A 17,246-nucleotide genomic window follows, 5' to 3' on the forward strand; every position below is an offset into this window, starting at 1 on the left:
GGGCCTCACTCCCATAACAGAATTTGCAGGTTCGGCTTGACCATGACGGTCAGTCCATGGGTGCCGCTTACCGGGGTTTGCGTACCGCGCAGCGGGTCATACAGGGTGGCGCTGGTCAGGTTGGGCAGGTGTGCGTTGCCGCCCCCGGCCGCCCAGAAGAACCATAGCTTGCGCCCGTCGGCGCGGGTCCAGCCGATGCTGAACAGGCCGTCGGGCAACTGATCGGCGCTGGGCGGATCGCCGGGGGTGAGCGTCGGACCGCTGACGTCGAGGAAATTTTTCAGCGCGGTGTAGACCGGCTTGGGGTTGGCGTCGATGTCGAGCAAACCGTAAGACTGATCACGCACACTGGCGCGCTGGTCCAGATCACTGAGGGTAAACAGGAAGATCCGGTCGTAATCCAGCGCACTCATCAGCGCCAGGCGGCGCACCACGTAATCGGCCTGGGCCTGTGGGGTGATGATGTCCTGGGCGTCTTTGGGACCGGTGTAGGTCGACCAGCCCCATTCGGTGCTCCACAGGGTCTGCACGCCGCCGCTGCGCAGGGCCTGGTTGAGCGTGGTGGTCCTGGCGATAAAGTCCAGGTTGGCCGGGTCGTTGCCTTCGGGCAATTGGGTATAAGGGTGGTACGAGACGACGGTATTGAGGCTGGCGACGCCCAGGGCGCCGAGGGCATCGAACATGCTCTGGCCGTTGGGCATTTCGCTGAAGAATGCCATGCCGGCGGCCACCACCGGTTTGCTCGGGTTCATTGCGCGCAACGCGGCGGCGGTGGTGGTCAGCAGTGCGGCGTAGCCGGCCGGGTCGGCTGCCGGGCGCCAGAAGCCCAGCAGGTTCGGTTCGTTCCACACCTGCCAGGCGTCGACACTGGGGTAGCGTTGGGCCAACAGCGCCATGCGGTTGGCGAACACGTTGGGATCTTTTGGCGGGTACTGGTCCTGATACGGCGCACCCACCGGCGCAGTGGTGGCGAACGGCGCCGACCCGACCAGGTAGAACACCGACTTGAGCTGGTTGTCCTGCAGTTTGCCCACCAACTGATCCAGCGTCGCAACCTGGTACTGCCCTTCGACCGGCTCCAGCTGGTCCCAGTGCAAATCCAGGCGTACCCACTCCAGGCCCAGCGCCTTGAGACGGTCGATCTGCTTCTGATAGCGCTCAGGGGCGAACCACAGGAACTGCGCGTTCACCCCGAGGAAATCTTTCCACACCACGGTTTTGTTGCCCTTGAGCACATGGCTCTCGGCATCGGCCTGGCGCCCCCACAAAAACGCGGTGAGGCCCAGGGCGGCGACTACGACCAAGGTGGCGACGTAGGTGCGTTTACGCGCCATGGCGGCTGCCCTCGATGGCTTGCTCAAACAGAGCCTTGAACTTTTGCGCGGTCAACGGCCATAAGCGCTCGCGGCCGATTTCGCCGGCGCGTTCGGCCCACTCCCGGGCCAGCAGCGGCGTGCGCGCCAGGCGCAGCAGTTGCGCGCTGAGGGCATCCACATCGCCTTCGGGGTAGATGGCACCGTTGCCGCTGGCGACTTCCTCGGCAAACGCGCGAGCGTCGGAGGTAATCGCCCCACGCCCGCAGGCGGCAGCCCAGGACAGCGCGCCACTGGTCCCGCGTTGGCGCCCGAGCAGGCCGAGTTTTTTCGATTCGCGATAGGGCAGTACCATCACATGGTGGGCCTGGATGGTCTGGGCAATCTCGTCGGCCGGCAGGTTCAGCCGCCAGTCGATGGCATCCGCCAGGCCGAGTTCGGCGATCTGGCGGTTCAACTGCTCCAGGTAATTGCCGCCTGCGCCAAACGCCATTTCGGCGGCGGTGCCACCGGCCAGGGTCAGGCGCACACGCTCACGCAATTCGGGAGCCTGCTTGAATACGCCGGCCAGGGCCTCTAACAGGTCTTCGATGCCTTTACCCCGGTAGATAAACCCGAAGTACAGCAGGCGCAGCGTATCCAGGGGCGGCAACGGCGCCGATGCAATCGCCAGGTTGGCATGGTTGATCACCGCGACTTTCCCCGCCCGCAGTTGCATGCGTTGGCCCAGGCACTCGGCGCCCAGGCGGGTGAGGGTGATCAAGCGGGTCAAGCCGGCGGCGACCTGGCGCTCTTCACGCAAGGTCAGCGGATCGGCCAGCACCACTGCCGCCTGTGGCATCGGGCTGGGCAAGCGCTCCAGCAGGTTCAACGGGAATGGCAAGCGCTCGCGCCGCCAGACGATGCGTTCCGGATCATGCACCGTGGCGGTCAAGGGCAGTGCCGGGTAGGCCTTGCGCAATTCGCGCAGGGCCAGGAACTCCCCCAGCCGTCCGCCGCCCAGCTCGGCGTGGACCAGGTCCACGCTGTGCCAGTCGAAACCACCGATGGCCTGTTTGATCGCCTCGCTGTTGCCCGCCACCCCGGCCAACGGCGTCAGCACCGTCACCTCCAGTTGTTCCAGTGCCGTGCGGAAATGGTTCGCGTAGTCGGCGATGCCATTTTTCTCCGGCGGCAACGGGGCGAGCAGGGCGACGCGCATCAGAATGCCCCTCGGTACTTGGCGATGGTTTTCAGCACCTTGGCCGGCACTTCGAATTTGCGCCGGTTGATGATGATGCCGTCGACTTTGCCGAACGCGGTGTTGAGGATCGACAGCGCGTGCTCCACCACCGGCACCGTGCTCTTCTGCGCTTCCACCACCAGCGCAATCAGGTCGGCCCGACGCAGGTTGATAAACGCATCGCGGTTATCCAGCAGCGCCGAGGCGTCCAGCAGCACCACTTCACCTGGCGCCGCCGGTTCGGCGCCGCCCACACGCACGTTGATACCGTTTTCCTGCAGCAACTGACGCAGTTGTTCCACCACAAAGGTCACCCCTTCGCCGTGACGTGCCGAGGTCAGCCCCAGGGTCAGGCCCTGCTCGGCGATGCGCTCCAACTGCAGCAATCCGTACAGCCGGTAGATACTCGCATTGAACGCGTTGGTGCTTTGGGCGGTGCTGGTGTCCAGCTCGGGCAAGGTGGTCCACAGCGGCAGGCCGAACTTGCGTTCCGCCAGGCCGCCATCGTGGATGCGCTGGTCGAGCAGGTAGCACAGGTAGATCACCAGCAGGCCGACGACGAGGGCGAATGGGACCGCCAGCACCAGCATCACCAGGGTCTTGGGAAAGATACGGCCGGGGTTCAGGGTGGCCTCTTCGATCACCGCGATGTTGCTGATCTGGCTGTTATCCAGTTCACGGTCAATGCGTGATTTTTCCAGGTTGTCCACATACAACGCGTAGTTGCGTTCGGCGGCGCCCAGCTCCCGGGCGAGGCGTGTCAGTTCCGGTTCGATCTCCAGGGCTTGCTTGCGCTGGGCTTCGAGGTTGGCCAGTTGTTTCTGTTGTTGAGTCAGTTGGGTACGCAGCGCGAGGTTGTTGCTCGACTCATCCAGCAGTACTCGCTGCAAGTGGATTTCCAGGGTATTGGGCGCGCGGTTTTCCGAGCTTTGCACGGTGTTACTTTCACTCGCGACATGGGCCTGCATTGCGCGGATCGATGCATCCAGGGCTTTGACCGGCGGCGCGTTGTCCGTGTAGGTGCGCATCATGTCGGCCTTTTCCAGCAGCTTCTGGTTCAGCAGGCGACGCAAGTCCTGCTGCTGGGGGTTCAGTGCGATCTGGCGCACCGTGGTGACTTCCTTGGGCTGGCTCTTGAGCTGGGTGCGGGTGCTCTGGATGGCGCTGTCGGAGGAGGCGATCAGGCGCGTGGTGTTGAACGTTTCGCCCCGCAGTACGTTGATGCGCTCGGACAAGTCTTCCAGGCGATCAGTGATGCTCGCCGCGCCGATCTGGTTCAGATGCGTGAGGATCTGTTGCTTGTAGCTCTGGATCTCGGTGGCGCTGGTGGCTACCTGGCCTTCATAGAAGACGTACAGGCTCTTGCGCCCCAGGGCCTGGGTGCGTTCGTTGACATAGGTCTCGACCCAATCCTTGACCACCGCCTGGGCTATCTCCGGGTCGCCCCAGGTAAAGTTGATGTCCATGACCGTGGAGCCGGCCGCGTGGCTCACCTCGAAGTTCTTTTCCAGGCCCGCCGCCAGGCGTTCCACCGGCGTGGTTTTTTCCACCACGCCGACAGTTTCCAGTACCACGCGGATGCCATCGAACACCGCGCCTATGCCACTCTTGACGTAGTACTTGGTGCGCTTCCAGAAGCCTTCCGGTGGCGGTGCGTTACTGATCACTTCCAGGTAGTGCTCGGCCACCGCCCGCACAATCGGGCGCCCGGTGAGCAGGCGCTCCTCGTCGACAATCGGGTCGCGCTGGGTGCTGGGCATCACCAGCGCCTGGCGGTTACTGATCTCGATGGGCAAGGTCGAATCACGCCCTGGCTTGACCAGCAGGCGCGCCGTGGATTCGTACTTGGCCGGCAGCAGGAAAGCCCCCAGCAGAATGATCACCAGCGCCGCAATGGCGGCCAGTTTGAACTCGTGCCGGAAGATGAAGAACAGGCGTAGCAGATCACGAAAAGAACGGATCTCGATCATGGGATGTCGCTCCTTTAATTACTGCCGCCGCTGGTTCGCGTGTAGTTGTAGCCGACCCCGATGGACTTGGTGAACGGGATCAGTTGGTTCATGTAGGTGTCCACGCCCTGGATGCGCTCGCCGACGTTGGACTTGGGCACGAACACCACGTCGCCGCGTTGCAGGCGCACCGGCTTGCGTCCGTTGGCGCCGGTCTTGAGGAGCTGGCTGAAGTCCAGGAAGTAAGCACGATAGGCGCCCTGGGCATCTTCGCGCAGCAGCGCAACCATGCTCGCGTTGCCCGCCGGGCTGACTCCGCCGGCGCCGACAATCGCCTGTTCCAGGGTGTTGGCCGTGGCGATCTGCACCGCCGTGGGGTTATTCACCGCGCCGCCGACGATCACCGAGTTGCCCGGCGCCTGGTTGATGTTCACCGTCACCCGGGGTTCGCGGTAGGTCGCCGCGAGCTCGTGGGTCAGTTGGGTGGCCAGCTCCGATGGCTGGCGCCCGGCAACCTGGATCGGCCCCAGGAACGGGTAGTTGATCTTGCCGTCGGTCTGCACCGTGTACAGCGTCAGCTCGTAGATGGTGCTGACGTTGAACGCCGACAGCGTCGGCATCTCGCCAGCATCGCGGACGATGCGCAACTGGTCGCCGATACGGATGCGTTCCACGGCAGGAGGCAACTGGGCCAATTGGTCGAGGGCGCGCTTGCCGTCCTCGACGGTCTTGCTGTCCGGTGGTTCGATACGCGCAGGGGTGTTGCAGGCGGCCAGGGCCAGCATGGCCAGGGCGAGCACGCTTTGCTTCATCAAGGGGGACTTCCTGTGGGTCATGATGCTCACCTCCAATAACCGGGAAACATGCTGATGCGCCGCTTGAGGGCGAGCGGCAGGCGGCGTTCAAGATGGCCCAGGCGGTAACCGAGCAGTTTGAACGCACTGCGCACCAGCACCTCGGGCACGCGGTGCAAGGCGCCGGCTTTGCGCAGCGCCGCGAGTTCGGCCAGCACATAGCGTTTGCCCTCGCCACCCGCGTCCCCAAAGGCCTGCTTGATCCACGGCTCGCGGCCGTAGAACACGCCAATGTCGAAGTAGCGGTGAAACTCGTCCATGAGTTTGTAATCGTGGGAGTGATGCACCAGCGCGGTGGCGGCGTAGCGCACCTTGTAGCCGTCGAGCAGCATGCGTGCGGCCACAAAGGCGTCTTCGCTGCCGATCACGTCGGCAGGGAAGCCACCGACGGCCTGCAACACACTGCGCCGGTACACCGAAAACGAGTCGGAGCTGAAGCAGGTCTTGATCCCAAGCTCCGGAGCATCGGCCAGGCTTTTGCTGCGGCTGTGTTCCGGGTAGTTGAAGTGCCGCGATTGCGCGCCCAGTACGCCGGCATCGGGGTGGGGCAATTGCCGTCCGTAGGCGACGCCGTTGAGCGGGTCCTGCTGCAATTCATCGAGCAGGTTGGCAAAGGTCTCGGGCGTCGCGGGGATGGCGTCCTGGGTCATTACGATCAGCGCGTCGCCACCCACCTGTTCGCTGGCCCAGCGGCGGGTGCCGCCGTGGTTGAAGTCACGGGCGTCGATCACCTCGACCCGCGCGCCGAACGTGCGAAAGCGCGCCACGGTGTCATCGCTGGAGGCGCTGTCCACCACCAGCATCTCGTCAGGTTGCAGGGTTTGCATCTTCAGCGCAGGCAGCAGGCGTGCCAGGTGGCTGGAGGCGTTACGGGTGGGGATGATCAATGAAGTGCGCATGTCATTTTTTCACCTCGGCGGGCGCGCGGCCGTAGATGTCGTCGAAGCGCACGATGTCGTCTTCGCCCAGGTACTCGCCGCTCTGCACTTCGATCATCACCAGGTCGATGATGCCGGGGTTGGTCAGCCGGTGTTTGTGCCCGGCGGGAATGTAGGTGGACTCGTTGGCGTTGATCAGGAACTCGCGGTCGCCATTGGTGATCTGTGCCGCGCCGCTGACCACCACCCAGTGTTCGCTGCGGTGGTGGTGCATCTGCAACGACAGCGAGGCCAGGGGCTTGACCACGATGCGCTTGATCTTGAAGCGGCTGCTTTCCTCCAGCACGGTGTAGGTGCCCCACGGCCGGGTCACCGTGCGGTGCAGGCTGTACGCCGGATGGTTCTGGCGCTTGAGCTCGGCGACGATATAGCGCACATCCTGGCTGCGGTGGGCGTCGGCGATCAGCAGTGCGTCGGGGGTATCCACGATGATCAGGTCGCGCACCCCCACGGCGCCCAGCACGCGCTTGGGCGAGTCGATGTAGCAGTTGTGCACGTCATGCAAAATCGCCTCGCCATTGACCTGGTTGCCATGGGCATCGCTGGGGGTGAGCTGGCGCAGCGCTTCCCAGGACCCGATGTCGCTCCAGCCAATGTCACAGGGCACCACGGCCACTTGCCGGGACTTTTCCATCAAGGCCACGTCGATGGAAACATCCGGCGCACTGCCGAACGCATCCGCATCCAGTTCACGTTGGCGCGAGGTTGTGTTCTGCAGGCTCTGGCTGTGCTCCAGCGCGGCGCGTGCGGCCTCCAGCACGTCGGGTGCATGGGTGGCGAGCTCATCCACCAGGGTGCTGGCCTTGAAGCAGAACATGCCGGCGTTCCACAAGTGCTTGCCGCCGTCCAGGTAGGCCTGGGCGGTGGCCAGGTCGGGTTTCTCGACGAAGCGTTTGACCCGGTAGCCGTGGCTCAGCGCCTCGCCTTGCTCGATATAGCCAAAGCCGGTTTCGGGGTGGTCGGGCTGGATGCCGAACGTCACCAGGTAGCCGGCTTCGGCCAGGTCGCGGGCCTGGGTCACGGCCTCGGCGAACGCCACTTCATTGAGGATCAGATGGTCGGCGGGCATTACCAGTAACTGTGCGTCGCCGCCGAAATGCTCCTGCACATGCAGGGCCGCCACGGCGATGGCCGCCGCCGTGTTGCGACCGAACGGTTCCAGCAGCAGGTCCAGGGGCAGGCGGGCGTTGTTCACTCCGCGGTAGTCGTCGAGGGTGCGAAACAACAGGTCGCGGTTGGTCACCGTGAGCACGCTTTCCACACCGGGCAGTTTGGCCGCGCGCAGGAAGGTTTTTTGCAGCAGGCTCTGGCCATCGCGCATGCGCATGAACGGCTTGGGCATGTTCTGCCGCGACACCGGCCACAGTCGAGTGCCCGAACCACCGGAAACGATGCAGGGAATTAATCCGTTGAGGGTCTTCATCAATAGACTTCCTTGGTGGAAAGGACGGCCGGGACCGTCATGAAAACGATGTACAGGTCAAACCACACCGACCACTTGGAGATGTACTCCAGGTCGTACTCGACACGTTTCTGGATCTTGAACAGGGTGTCGGTCTCACCCCGGTAACCGTTGATCTGCGCCCAGCCCGTAATCCCCGGCTTCACGCGGTGGCGCGAGCTGTACTCGCTCACCGCCACTTCGAAGGGAATGCCGGCGGCTTTGGTCGCCGTGGCATGGGGGCGCGGGCCGACCATGGACATGTTGCCCAGCAGCACGTTGAACAACTGCGGCAGCTCGTCGATGCTGGTCTTGCGGATGATGCGTCCCACCCGGGTGATGCGCGGGTCCTGGCGGGTGGTCTGGCGTTCGGCGGTGAAGTCGCTCTGGTCGGTGTACATCGAGCGGAACTTGAACACGCGGATTTCGTTGTCGTTGTAGCCAAAGCGGTTCTGGCGAAACAGGATCGGCCCTTTGGAGTCGAGCTTTATCGCAATTGCCGTCGCGACCATCACAGGGGACAGTGTCACCAGCGCCAGGCTGGCCAGCAGCACATCCTCCAGGCGCTTGATCACCGGCGACCACCCACGCAACGGCAATTGCGAGGTGTTGAACATCAGGATCCCGCCCACATCGGTGATACGGCTATGGCCGTAGCGCAGGGCGGCCATGTCGGGCACCAGCATCACGTTCACCGACATCTGCCGCAGGCGATTGACCAGCCCGTGGATGCGCTGCTCGGCGGCCCAGGGCAGGCAGATCATCACTTGGTTGACCTGCTCGGCGCGGATGAGTTTCTCCAGGTCACGGGTGTTGCCCAGCAGGGGCAGGTTGCTCAATTCCTTGGGGATCCGCTCGGTGCGATCGTCGATAAAGCCGATCAGGCCGGAGCGGATATCACCGTTGCGTTGCAGGTGATCGGCGACGTGCATGGCGGTGTCGGTAAAGCCCAGGATCACCGTACGTTGCAGGTATTTGCCCTTGCGCATCAGGCTGCGGTACAGGCGCAGCATCAGCAGGCGCTCAAGGCAGAACAAGCCCAGGCTGGCGACGTACCAGGCCACCAGGTTACGCGGGGTCAATTGCGGGAAAAACTGCAGGATCTGGTACATGAACAACAGGATGCAAAACGCCGCCGACCAGGCCTTGACCTTGGTTTTCAGGCGCAGTCGGTTGCTGAACAGTTCTTCGGAATAGATGCCCAGGGCCTGGAACAGAATGATCGTCAGGACCGCGAAAAATACCAGCAGGCCGAGGAAGTGCCCGCGCAGTTCGGGGTCCATCGGGTCGATGAACATCACCAGGATCAGCGGGGGCAAAATGGCACTCAGGCCATGTATGAACTTGACGAAAACAACAAAGAACTCAACAAAACCGGCGCGCGTTAAAAACAGGCTGTCGACGGACGACTTCTCTCGCATAAAACATCCCTCATTGCACGCCAGAGCTATTGTTTGGATGTTTGTTCAATAAAGCAGCGAACTGCTTTAGAGGGCACTTCCAACTACGGCTACTCTGGGTAATACGCAACTATCAATTCAAATGCAGCTATCCATTTGAAGGGAATTTGCGGGGGTAGTGACTACAGGAGTGTTCCCTTAATCAATTTGTCAATGAATTGACGATGGTGCGGAGGTGGCAGGGAAGACAGGTTTATCAGTGTTTTGTTCGGCATTTTATTGACATTCCTTGTCCGGGTAAGCGGTGATTGGGTGTGTTTTTGAGTGTAGAAACAAATGCAGGATTTTTCCTGCATAAAGGAAAAACCTTTTTTCAAAGGCGGTAGGAAGGGGGGACAAAGAGGGGGTGGCAGGGCGCACGAAGTGCCCTGCCTGCGGGACTTTCGCCAGATCAGAAGTTGCCTTTCAAACTCACCGTAAAATTTCGCGGCTCGCCATAAAAGTTACCCCAGGAGGCTGTACCCACCGTGTTGTAGTAACTTTTATCGAACAGATTGTTGCCGTTGAGTGCGACGGTCCAAGTGTCGTCGATACGGTACGCCACACGGGCACTCCAGGTTGCGTAACCGGCCTGTTCGAGCTTAATGGTCTGCACGCGGTAATTGCTGCTCTGGGCGTTGACGCCGGTGCCCACGCTCCATTTCGACAGGGCGCCGTCGAGCTGGTAGTCGCCCCACATGCGCAGCATGTGTCGAGGTACGTAGGTGTTGGACGTACCGCCCTCCAGGGCGGTATCGATGTTCTTCAAGGACTTGGTCTGGGTGTAGGTGTAGCCGCCGGATACCTGCAGGCGCTCGAGCACTTCACCGCTGATTTCCGCCTCCACCCCTTGGGCGCGCACCTTGCCGCTGTCGGTGTAGCAATAGCCGTCGGCGGAGGTCGGGCACTGGGCGATGTAATCGGATTCGGCCGCGTTTTTCTCGACGGCGCGGAACAGCGCCAGGGAGCTGTTGAGGCGCCCGTCGAACCATTCGCCCTTGATACCCAGCTCGTAGTTGTCACCGATCTTCGGCTTGAGCGCGGCGCCATCGAGCGTGGCATAGGAACTTTGCGGCTGGAAGATATCCGCGTAGCTGGCGTACACCGACAGGTGCTCATTGAGGTCGTAGATCAGTGCGGCAAACGGCGTCACTTCACCGGTTTCCCGGGTGCGGGCATCCTGCAAGGCCCACTCGCCCCAGGCCAGGTTGTTGGACTGGCGACGGTTCTCGTACCAGCTCACGCGGCTGCCTACGATAAACATCAACGGCTCGGCCAGGCGCAGGCGCAAGGTGGTGTAGGCGCCGTACTGGGTGGCGGTTTCTTTCACCGTGCCGCCGCGATACATGTTCGGCCAGAAGGTGCTGTTGGCCGGCTCCGGGAAATGGTGGTCGGGTTGGTAGATGCTTTGGCGTCTGGGCAGGTTCTGGATCGCGTACACATCGTCCTGGGTACCACGGCTGCCATTGGCACCGAGGATCAGTTCGTGTTCCAGCCCGAAGGCTTCGAACTTGCCGTCCACATAGGCGTCGAGGCCGAAGTCCTTGTGGTCGTAGTCCATCAGCGCCGCATAGGAGTTGGCCGTAGGCGTCGGGTTGCCGTAGGCAATGGTGCCTTCGCTGGCGGCGTATTTGGTGTCTTGCAGGTTGCGGCTGTGCACGGCCGCAACCTTGAGTTTCCAGTCATCGTTGAAGTGATGGGTGAGGTCGGCGAAGAAGGTGGTGCGCCGGCTTTGCCAGTCGTTCCAGGATTGGCCCAGGCAGGTGGAGCGGCTGAGGTGGGCGCTTTTGCCGTCGGCATAGCGCGGCAGGCCGCCCCAGCACGGTGTGGCGTCGACGTCTTCATAGCTGGCGCCGAAGCCCAGGGTGGTGTCGGCGCTGAGATCGACATCCAGGGCGCCATAGAAAGCCTGGTCCTGGCGCTTGGAAATGTCCATGTAGGAACCGCGATTCTGTTGGCTGATCGCCGCGCGGCCGCGCACCGTACCGCTGTCATTCAGCGGGCCGCCGGTGTCGACGTCGGCGCGGTAGTTGTCCCAGGTGCCGGCGGACAGCGACAGGCTGGTGGTGGGCTTGGCCTGGGGCCGCTTGCGCACGAAGTTCACCGCGCCGCTGGCGGTGCCGGCACCCTTGAGCATGCCCGCCGCGCCCTTGAGCACTTCCACGCGGTCGTAGATCGCCATGTTCGCGCTGAAGCTGTCGGCCTGCACGTAGTCCTTGCCCATGTCCAGGGGCACGCCGTCGTACTGGTACTGGCCGAGCATCTTGAAACCACGGGAATAAAAATATTTGCCGCCCATGGGTGATTCGTAAGTGGTGATCCCGGGCGTGCGTTCCATCACGTCATCGATGGTGGTGAGGTTCTGGTCATCCATCAATTGGCGGGTCATCACACTCACCGATTGCGGCGTTTCCCGCAGGCTGTGCTCGCCCTTGCCGATCGTCACCGCACCCGTGGTGTAGGCACCGGTGCCATCGGTGGTGGCGCCCAACCGCTCACCGGTGACCGTGGTGGCGCCCAGGTTCAGCGCGCCGCCGTCGGCCACTTGCGGCAGCAGCAGCCAGGTACTGTTGCCCTGGCGCTGGGCTTGCAGGCCCTGGCCACGCAGCAACTGGCCGAGCGCCTGCTCGCGGTCCAGGCGAGCACTCAGGCCCTGGCTGGTCTTGCCGGCGACGCTGGTGGCGTCGTACGACAGGCTGATGCCGGCTTGGCGGGCGAACTGGTCCAGCGCGGTGGCCAGGGAACCGGCGGCGATGTTCCAGTCGCGGGCCTGGGTGTCGCTGGCCGGCGTTTCGGCCCATGCGAACGGCGGCGCGGTTGCGCAGCTCAGGCAGGCGCCGAGCAAGGCGGCGTGCACCGCGTGCTTGAGGGGTGAACGTGGGAAGGGGAACGCTTGCATGACCGCGGGATGCTCCTGAAGGAAGTGAACAGAACCGGCCTGTTGATCGGCCTTTCCTTACAGGTCGAGCGGCAATGAGAATTCACCTCATTTATTTTCGAATGTTAAACGCGGGCGGTGACGGTCACCCAGTAGCGGCTGCGGTAAGTGACATCGAGCTTGAGTGAGTGGGCTACCAGGCCCAGCACCTCATCGGTGTCGTCCAACTGATAAGTGCCCGACACCCGCAATCCGGCCACCGCTTCGCTGCAGCGCAGCAGGCCGTTGCGGTAGCGGCCCAGTTCGGCGAGGAAAGCATCCAGGCGCATGTCCCGGGCGCTGATCACGCCTTCGCTCCAGGCCCAAGGGTCCAGGCCATTGGCGACGAGAGGACGAATGCCACTGCGGTCGAACAGCACCTGTTCGCCGGAGTTGATCACTTGGCGCGCCCCGGCGGCGTGGTTGTCGGCAAACACCGCCACCGTGCCCTGCTGCACGGCGAGCATGGTGCCTTGGGGCTCTTCGCGCACCAGGAAGCGCATGCCGAGGGCGCGCAGGTAACCGTCACGGGTCTGTACCCAGAAGGGCCGCGTGTCGGCACCGGGATTGACCAGTATTTCACCCCGGCGCAATTGCACCAGGCGCCGTTCCTGAGTAAACGCCGTGTCGAATGCGCTGGCGCTGTTCAGTTGGATGCGGCTGCCGTCGTTCAACGCCACCCAACGCCGTTCGCCGGTGGCAGTGCGATAGTCGGCCATCAAGGCGGGCAGCGGGGTGTAGTCGCGGCCAAACCAGGTCAGGCCGGCCGCACCAGCCACCAGGCCGAGCAGCTTCAACCCTTCGCGACGGCTGATACGTCGACGTGCACCGTGCAGGGCGTGGCGGCCGACCTGCGCGGGCAACTGGCTGAACTCATCATTCATCGCCGCCACCCGCTGCCAGACCTGCTGGTGTTCGGCGCTGGTGTGCAGCCAGCGCTCGAACGCAGCGGTGCTGGCGTCGTCGGCGACGTTGAAGCGCAGCTTGATCATCCACTGGATGGCCTGGTCGAGCAGGCGCGGGTCAGAGGTCGGCATAGCGCAACCGATAGCAGGCATGCAGCGCCTTGGACAGGTCACGCTCCACCGTGGCCTTGGACACCCCGAGGCGCAGGGCGATCTGCGCGCAGGTCAGGCCGTCCAGTTGCGCCAGCAGGAACGCTTCACGCACCCGCGGCTTGAGCTGGTCGAGCAGGCGGTCGATACGTTCCAGGCTGTCGAGAATCAGCAGGCGGGTTTCTTCCGACGGCACGTCGGCCTGGGGAAAATGCGCAAGGCTTTCGAGGTAGGCGCGCTCCAATTCCCGGCGTCGGTACTGGTCGATCATCAAGCTGCGGGCGATGCTGCTCAGGTACGCGCGCGGCTGCAGCACGGCCTGCTGTTTGCGTGCGTTGAGCAGGCGCACAAAGGTTTCCTGCGCCAGGTCGGCGGCACGTTCACGGCAACCGGTGCGTCGGCTCAACCAGCCGCGCAGCCAGGAGTGATGGGTGTGATAAAGCTGGCCGATGGCGGCATGGTCCAGTGGGTGATCGCTCGACATGGGCATCCTGGCGCAGCCGTCTTAATTGATAATGTTTCGCATTCTAGACGCTGGTCGTGGCCATTCGCAATTGCCGATGAACAATGTATCCAGCACAATTTTTTGTTCGCCCCGGGCCCACGCACTAATGTGCAGGTTTTTCCCGGTGGAGGGCTTGAGCATGATCGACCTTGGGACTCTGGCGGTTTTTTCAGGTGCTGTGCTGTTGTTGCTCTTATCCCCGGGGCCGAACATGGCCTTTGTGATCAGCCATGGCGTCACCCACGGCTGGCGTGGGGGAGTGGCCTCGGCCCTGGGCATCGGTGTCGCCGACATACTGCTGAGCGCATTGACCGCCAGCGGTGTGACGGCGTTGGTCGCCAGTTGGCCGCCATCCTTTGACGTGATCCGCTATGCGGGTGTGGTCTACCTGCTGTGGCTGGTGTTCAAGACGCTGCAGAAAAAACCTGGGCCAGATACTGCCCACCTGCACCGTGTGCCCCTTGGCCGGGTTTTTCTGCAGGCCATGCTGAACAGCCTGCTCAACCCCAAAGCGTTGCTGTTTTTTGTGGTGTTTTTGCCGCAGTTCGTACGGCCCCAGGCCGGCTCCATCGCCGTGCAGTTGATGCTGTTGGGCGGCGTGCTCACCTTGATCGCTGGGGTGTTTCACCTGCTGCTGGGCATTTTCGGCGGGGCGCTGAGCCGCTTCTTCGCCAGGCGCCCAAAAGGCGCCTGGCTACAGAAATGGGGCTTGGCGACGGTGCTGAGCGTGCTGGCGGTGCGCCTGGCGGTGATGTCGCGCCCAACCTGACCCCATGGGGTGAAGGGATTGTGCGGCGAGCAAGCGGTCTGTGGCCAAACGAGCTTGTTGTGGTGATCGAGCTTGTTGTGGTGAGCGAGCTTGCTCGCGCTGGGGCGCAAAGCGGCCCCAAGCTTTGGAGGGGCTGCTGCGCAGCCCAGCGCGAGCAAGCTCGCTCACCACTGGTACAGGCTCAGCCCAGCCGTGCTGCTGCGCGCGCGACGATTTCACCGCGCACCCTGCGCGATTCGGCGGTGCGTTTGTTGGCTTCTTCCCGCACATGCGCAGGCGCTGTGTCCGGGCGACCCGAATCGAACGGCGGTGCCGGTGCGTATTCGATCTGCAACTGCACCAGTTGCGCCGCCGCTTCGCTGTACAGTTCCGCCGCCAGCACCAGGGCAAAGTCGATACCTGCGGTAATGCCACCGCCGGTGAACAGGTTGCCGTCACGCACCACGCGCTCCTGTACCGGGATGGCGCCGAGCGGGGCGAGCATGTCGTGGTAGGCCCAGTGCGTCGTCGCCTTGCGCCCGCGCAGCAACCCCGCCGCGCCGAGCACCAGCGAGCCGGTGCACACCGAGGTCACGTAGCGCGCGGTCTGCGCCTGGGCCTTGAGGAAGTCCAGGGTCTGCGGGTCTTCCATCAATGGGCCCACGCCGGAACCACCGGGCACGCAGATCACATCCAGCGTCGGGCAGTCGGCATAGGTCATGGTTGGCGTGAACACCAGGCCCGTGCTGGAGGTGACCGGCGCCAGGTCCTTCCATACCAGGTGCAGCTTTACATCCGGCAGCGAACCCAATACGTCATAGGGGCCGGTCAGGTCCAGTTGCTGAATGCCGGGGAACAACAGAAAGCCGATCTGCAAGGTCATGAATGAAGCTCCGAGAAAGGGGTAGACGACCTCACTCTAGCGGCCTAGGCTTTGGCGAATACGCCATTGAACCCACGAATCACGCCAACCATGCCCAGAATTGTCCACGTACTCGCTTTCGAGAATGCCCAGGTGCTCGACGTTACCGGGCCGCTGCAGGTGTTTGCGTCGGCCAATGACCTGGCGCGCCAGCGTGGCGTGCCGTTGCCTTATGCGGTCACGGTGATCGCCGACCAGGCCGGCCCGGTGATGACCTCCGCCGGCCTGGCGCTGGTGGCCGAGCCGTTGCCTGCGGTCGACCAGCCCTGCGACACCCTGGTGATCGCGGGTGGCTGGGGCGTGTACGGCGCCGCTGAAAAGCCTGCACTGGTGGATTGGGTGCGCGAAAAAGCCCGGTACACCCGGCGCATGGCCTCGGTGTGCACCGGTGCGTTTTTGCTGGCGGCCAGTGGCTTGCTCGATGGTTGCCGCGTCGCCACCCACTGGACCCGTTGCGAAGAACTGGCGCGCAAGTTTCCGGCGCTGACCGTGGAGCCCAACCCGATCTTTATCCAGCAGGGCGCGGTGTGGACCTCCGCCGGTGTGACCGCCGGCATCGACCTGTGCCTGGCCCTGGTCGAAGAAGACCTGGGCCGCGCCGTGGCCCTGGAAGTGGCACGGCACCTGGTGGTGTTCCTGAAGCGCCCCGGCGGCCAGTCGCAATTCAGCGTGACCCTGTCCCTGCAAAAGGGCGGCAGCCGTTTCACCGAGCTGCATGCCTGGATAGCCGAGCATCTGACCCTCGACCTGAGTATCCCGACCCTGGCCGCTCAGGCCGGGATGAGCGAGCGCAGCTTCGTGCGCCACTATCGCGCCGAAACCGGCCAGACGCCCGCGCGCGCGGTGGAGCTGATCCGTGTCGAAAGCGCGCGCCGGCAACTGGCCGACAGCACCACGTCGATCAAGCGCATCGCCGTGCAGTGTGGCTTCGGCTGCGAAGAAACCTTGCGCCGCAGCTTTATGCGGGCCTTGTCGGTGACGCCCCAGGCCTACCGCGAGCGGTTCTCGCCGGTGGCCTAGGCGAGCAATTCAAACAGGGCGTCGAGGGTAGCCTGCGGTGCTTCCTGGGGAATATTGTGGCCCACGCCCGGCAATACCTGGCGTCGGTAAAAAGCGCTGAAATGCTCCACGTCGTCATCCTCTTGCGACGGCGGGCCCACGCCGTCATCGGCGCCGCACAGCGAAATGCTCGGCACCGCAATCGCCGGTTGCCGCGCCAGGGCCTGCTCGATGGCTTCCAGCGCCGGATCGCCAGGCGCATACATGAAACGATGGCGATAGGAGTGAATCACCACCTCGACAAAGTCCGGGTTATCGAATGACGGCGCCGTCTGCCCATACAGCCCCGGCCCTTCGGCCCAGGACGGCGACCACAGCGACCACAGCAACTCACACAGTTCGCGGCGATTGGCCGTCAGCCCGTCCACACCGCGCTGGGTGTGGAAGTAGAACTGGTACCACAACCGATGTTCCGTCACCGGCGCCCGTGGCTGGCGCGACCTGGCAATGTCCTGGATGTTATAGCCATCGCCCGTTACCAGCCCGCGTACCCGTTCGGGCCACAGCGCCGCGACGATACACGCGGCGCGCCCGCCCCAGTCATACCCGGCCAGGGTGGCGCGCGGGATCGACAGCGCATCCATGAAATCCAGCAGATCCTTGCCCAGCGCTGCCTGTTGGCCGGAGCGCATCACCTGCGCGTTGATAAACCGCGTAGGGCCATAACCGCGCAGGTACGGCACCAGCACCCGGTAGCCGCGCTCGGCCAGCACCGGCGCAATCTCGTCATAGCCGCGCGGGTCGTAAGGGAAACCATGCAGCAGGATCACAGGCTCGCCGTCGATGGGACCGTGGGTTTCATACGCCACATCGAGCATGGAGGTGCGCACGTAGAGGAGGGGGGCGGTGATGGTCATGGTGGGCTCCTGTCAGGTGTTGAAACT

14 protein-coding genes are annotated in these 17,246 nt (G+C 63.5%); 2 read left to right on the top strand and 12 right to left on the bottom strand.

Going from position 1 to position 17,246, the window contains the following annotated elements; translation table 11 throughout:
* Positions 1-5: 5 nt before the first annotated feature.
* From AC07OT_RS23595 to AC07OT_RS23640, 10 genes are all read right to left on the bottom strand, one after another.
* A complete protein-coding gene (locus tag AC07OT_RS23595) occupies positions 6-1,334 on the bottom strand; it encodes a GH39 family glycosyl hydrolase (protein WP_495109172.1) in 1,329 nt (442 codons plus the stop codon).
* Entirely contained in the window at positions 1,324-2,514 is a 1,191-nt protein-coding gene (locus AC07OT_RS23600) for a glycosyltransferase (protein WP_495109173.1), read from the bottom strand. Before AC07OT_RS23600 ends, AC07OT_RS23595 begins: the two co-directional genes overlap by 11 nt.
* On the bottom strand, positions 2,514-4,505 hold the full coding sequence (locus AC07OT_RS23605) for a GumC family protein (protein WP_141157210.1): 1,992 nt from the start codon (positions 4,503-4,505) through the stop codon (positions 2,514-2,516). Before AC07OT_RS23605 ends, AC07OT_RS23600 begins: the two co-directional genes overlap by 1 nt.
* Positions 4,506-4,519: 14 nt before the next feature.
* Positions 4,520-5,296 (bottom strand): polysaccharide biosynthesis/export family protein, encoded by a 777-nt coding sequence (locus tag AC07OT_RS23610; protein ID WP_495109251.1) that lies wholly within the window; start codon positions 5,294-5,296, stop codon positions 4,520-4,522.
* A gap of 29 nt (positions 5,297-5,325) precedes the next feature.
* On the bottom strand, positions 5,326-6,237 hold the full coding sequence (locus AC07OT_RS23615) for a glycosyltransferase family 2 protein (protein WP_495102313.1): 912 nt from the start codon (positions 6,235-6,237) through the stop codon (positions 5,326-5,328).
* A 1-nt stretch (position 6,238) separates the two neighbouring features.
* Positions 6,239-7,699 (bottom strand): mannose-1-phosphate guanylyltransferase/mannose-6-phosphate isomerase, encoded by a 1,461-nt coding sequence (locus AC07OT_RS23620; protein ID WP_495102312.1) that lies wholly within the window; start codon positions 7,697-7,699, stop codon positions 6,239-6,241.
* On the bottom strand, positions 7,699-9,138 hold the full coding sequence (locus AC07OT_RS23625; RefSeq protein WP_115488783.1) for an undecaprenyl-phosphate glucose phosphotransferase: 1,440 nt from the start codon (positions 9,136-9,138) through the stop codon (positions 7,699-7,701). The genes AC07OT_RS23620 and AC07OT_RS23625 overlap by 1 nt, the downstream gene beginning before the upstream one ends.
* Positions 9,139-9,568: 430 nt before the next feature.
* A complete protein-coding gene (locus AC07OT_RS23630) occupies positions 9,569-12,055 on the bottom strand; it encodes a TonB-dependent siderophore receptor (RefSeq protein WP_495102311.1) in 2,487 nt (828 codons plus the stop codon).
* Between the two features lie 104 nt (positions 12,056-12,159).
* The gene (locus AC07OT_RS23635) at positions 12,160-13,110 is read right to left on the bottom strand and encodes a FecR domain-containing protein (RefSeq protein ID WP_495109174.1); all 951 of its coding nucleotides are present in this window, start codon (positions 13,108-13,110) and stop codon (positions 12,160-12,162) included.
* The gene (locus AC07OT_RS23640; RefSeq protein WP_053132260.1) at positions 13,097-13,612 is read right to left on the bottom strand and encodes a sigma-70 family RNA polymerase sigma factor; all 516 of its coding nucleotides are present in this window, start codon (positions 13,610-13,612) and stop codon (positions 13,097-13,099) included. The genes AC07OT_RS23635 and AC07OT_RS23640 overlap by 14 nt, the downstream gene beginning before the upstream one ends.
* 160 nt (positions 13,613-13,772) lie before the next feature.
* Between AC07OT_RS23640 and AC07OT_RS23645 the strand changes: the two genes are divergently transcribed.
* On the top strand, positions 13,773-14,402 hold the full coding sequence (locus tag AC07OT_RS23645) for a LysE family translocator (protein ID WP_495109175.1): 630 nt from the start codon (positions 13,773-13,775) through the stop codon (positions 14,400-14,402).
* Positions 14,403-14,583: 181 nt separating this feature from the next.
* Here AC07OT_RS23645 and inhA read toward each other — a convergent pair whose 3' ends face one another.
* The gene (gene inhA, locus AC07OT_RS23650; protein ID WP_092489778.1) at positions 14,584-15,264 is read right to left on the bottom strand and encodes an isonitrile hydratase; all 681 of its coding nucleotides are present in this window, start codon (positions 15,262-15,264) and stop codon (positions 14,584-14,586) included.
* Positions 15,265-15,354: 90 nt separating this feature from the next.
* On the opposite strand from inhA, the gene AC07OT_RS23655 reads away from it, so the two are divergent.
* Complete coding sequence (locus tag AC07OT_RS23655) at positions 15,355-16,323, top strand: GlxA family transcriptional regulator (protein ID WP_419480713.1); 969 nt, start codon at positions 15,355-15,357, stop codon at positions 16,321-16,323.
* Here the strand turns inward: AC07OT_RS23655 and AC07OT_RS23660 are convergent.
* Complete coding sequence (locus tag AC07OT_RS23660; protein WP_495102307.1) at positions 16,320-17,219, bottom strand: alpha/beta fold hydrolase; 900 nt, start codon at positions 17,217-17,219, stop codon at positions 16,320-16,322. The genes AC07OT_RS23655 and AC07OT_RS23660 overlap by 4 nt on opposite strands.
* Positions 17,220-17,246 lie beyond the last annotated feature (27 nt).

Source organism: Pseudomonas sp. GW821-FHT09C10 (assembly GCF_059418085.1).

Coding starts and splice junctions, on each gene's coding strand:
- AC07OT_RS23635 (WP_495109174.1), bottom strand. CDS start 13,110: ATGCCGACCTCTGACCCGCGCCTGCTCGACCAGGCCATCCAGTGGATG.
- inhA (WP_092489778.1), bottom strand. CDS start 15,264: ATGACCTTGCAGATCGGCTTTCTGTTGTTCCCCGGCATTCAGCAACTG.
- AC07OT_RS23625 (WP_115488783.1), bottom strand. CDS start 9,138: ATGCGAGAGAAGTCGTCCGTCGACAGCCTGTTTTTAACGCGCGCCGGT.
- AC07OT_RS23660 (WP_495102307.1), bottom strand. CDS start 17,219: ATGACCATCACCGCCCCCCTCCTCTACGTGCGCACCTCCATGCTCGAT.
- AC07OT_RS23615 (WP_495102313.1), bottom strand. CDS start 6,237: ATGCGCACTTCATTGATCATCCCCACCCGTAACGCCTCCAGCCACCTG.
- AC07OT_RS23595 (WP_495109172.1), bottom strand. CDS start 1,334: ATGGCGCGTAAACGCACCTACGTCGCCACCTTGGTCGTAGTCGCCGCC.
- AC07OT_RS23605 (WP_141157210.1), bottom strand. CDS start 4,505: ATGATCGAGATCCGTTCTTTTCGTGATCTGCTACGCCTGTTCTTCATC.
- AC07OT_RS23630 (WP_495102311.1), bottom strand. CDS start 12,055: ATGCAAGCGTTCCCCTTCCCACGTTCACCCCTCAAGCACGCGGTGCAC.
- AC07OT_RS23645 (WP_495109175.1), top strand. CDS start 13,773: ATGATCGACCTTGGGACTCTGGCGGTTTTTTCAGGTGCTGTGCTGTTG.
- AC07OT_RS23640 (WP_053132260.1), bottom strand. CDS start 13,612: ATGTCGAGCGATCACCCACTGGACCATGCCGCCATCGGCCAGCTTTAT.
- AC07OT_RS23655 (WP_419480713.1), top strand. CDS start 15,355: ATGCCCAGAATTGTCCACGTACTCGCTTTCGAGAATGCCCAGGTGCTC.
- AC07OT_RS23610 (WP_495109251.1), bottom strand. CDS start 5,296: ATGAAGCAAAGCGTGCTCGCCCTGGCCATGCTGGCCCTGGCCGCCTGC.
- AC07OT_RS23600 (WP_495109173.1), bottom strand. CDS start 2,514: ATGCGCGTCGCCCTGCTCGCCCCGTTGCCGCCGGAGAAAAATGGCATC.
- AC07OT_RS23620 (WP_495102312.1), bottom strand. CDS start 7,699: ATGAAGACCCTCAACGGATTAATTCCCTGCATCGTTTCCGGTGGTTCG.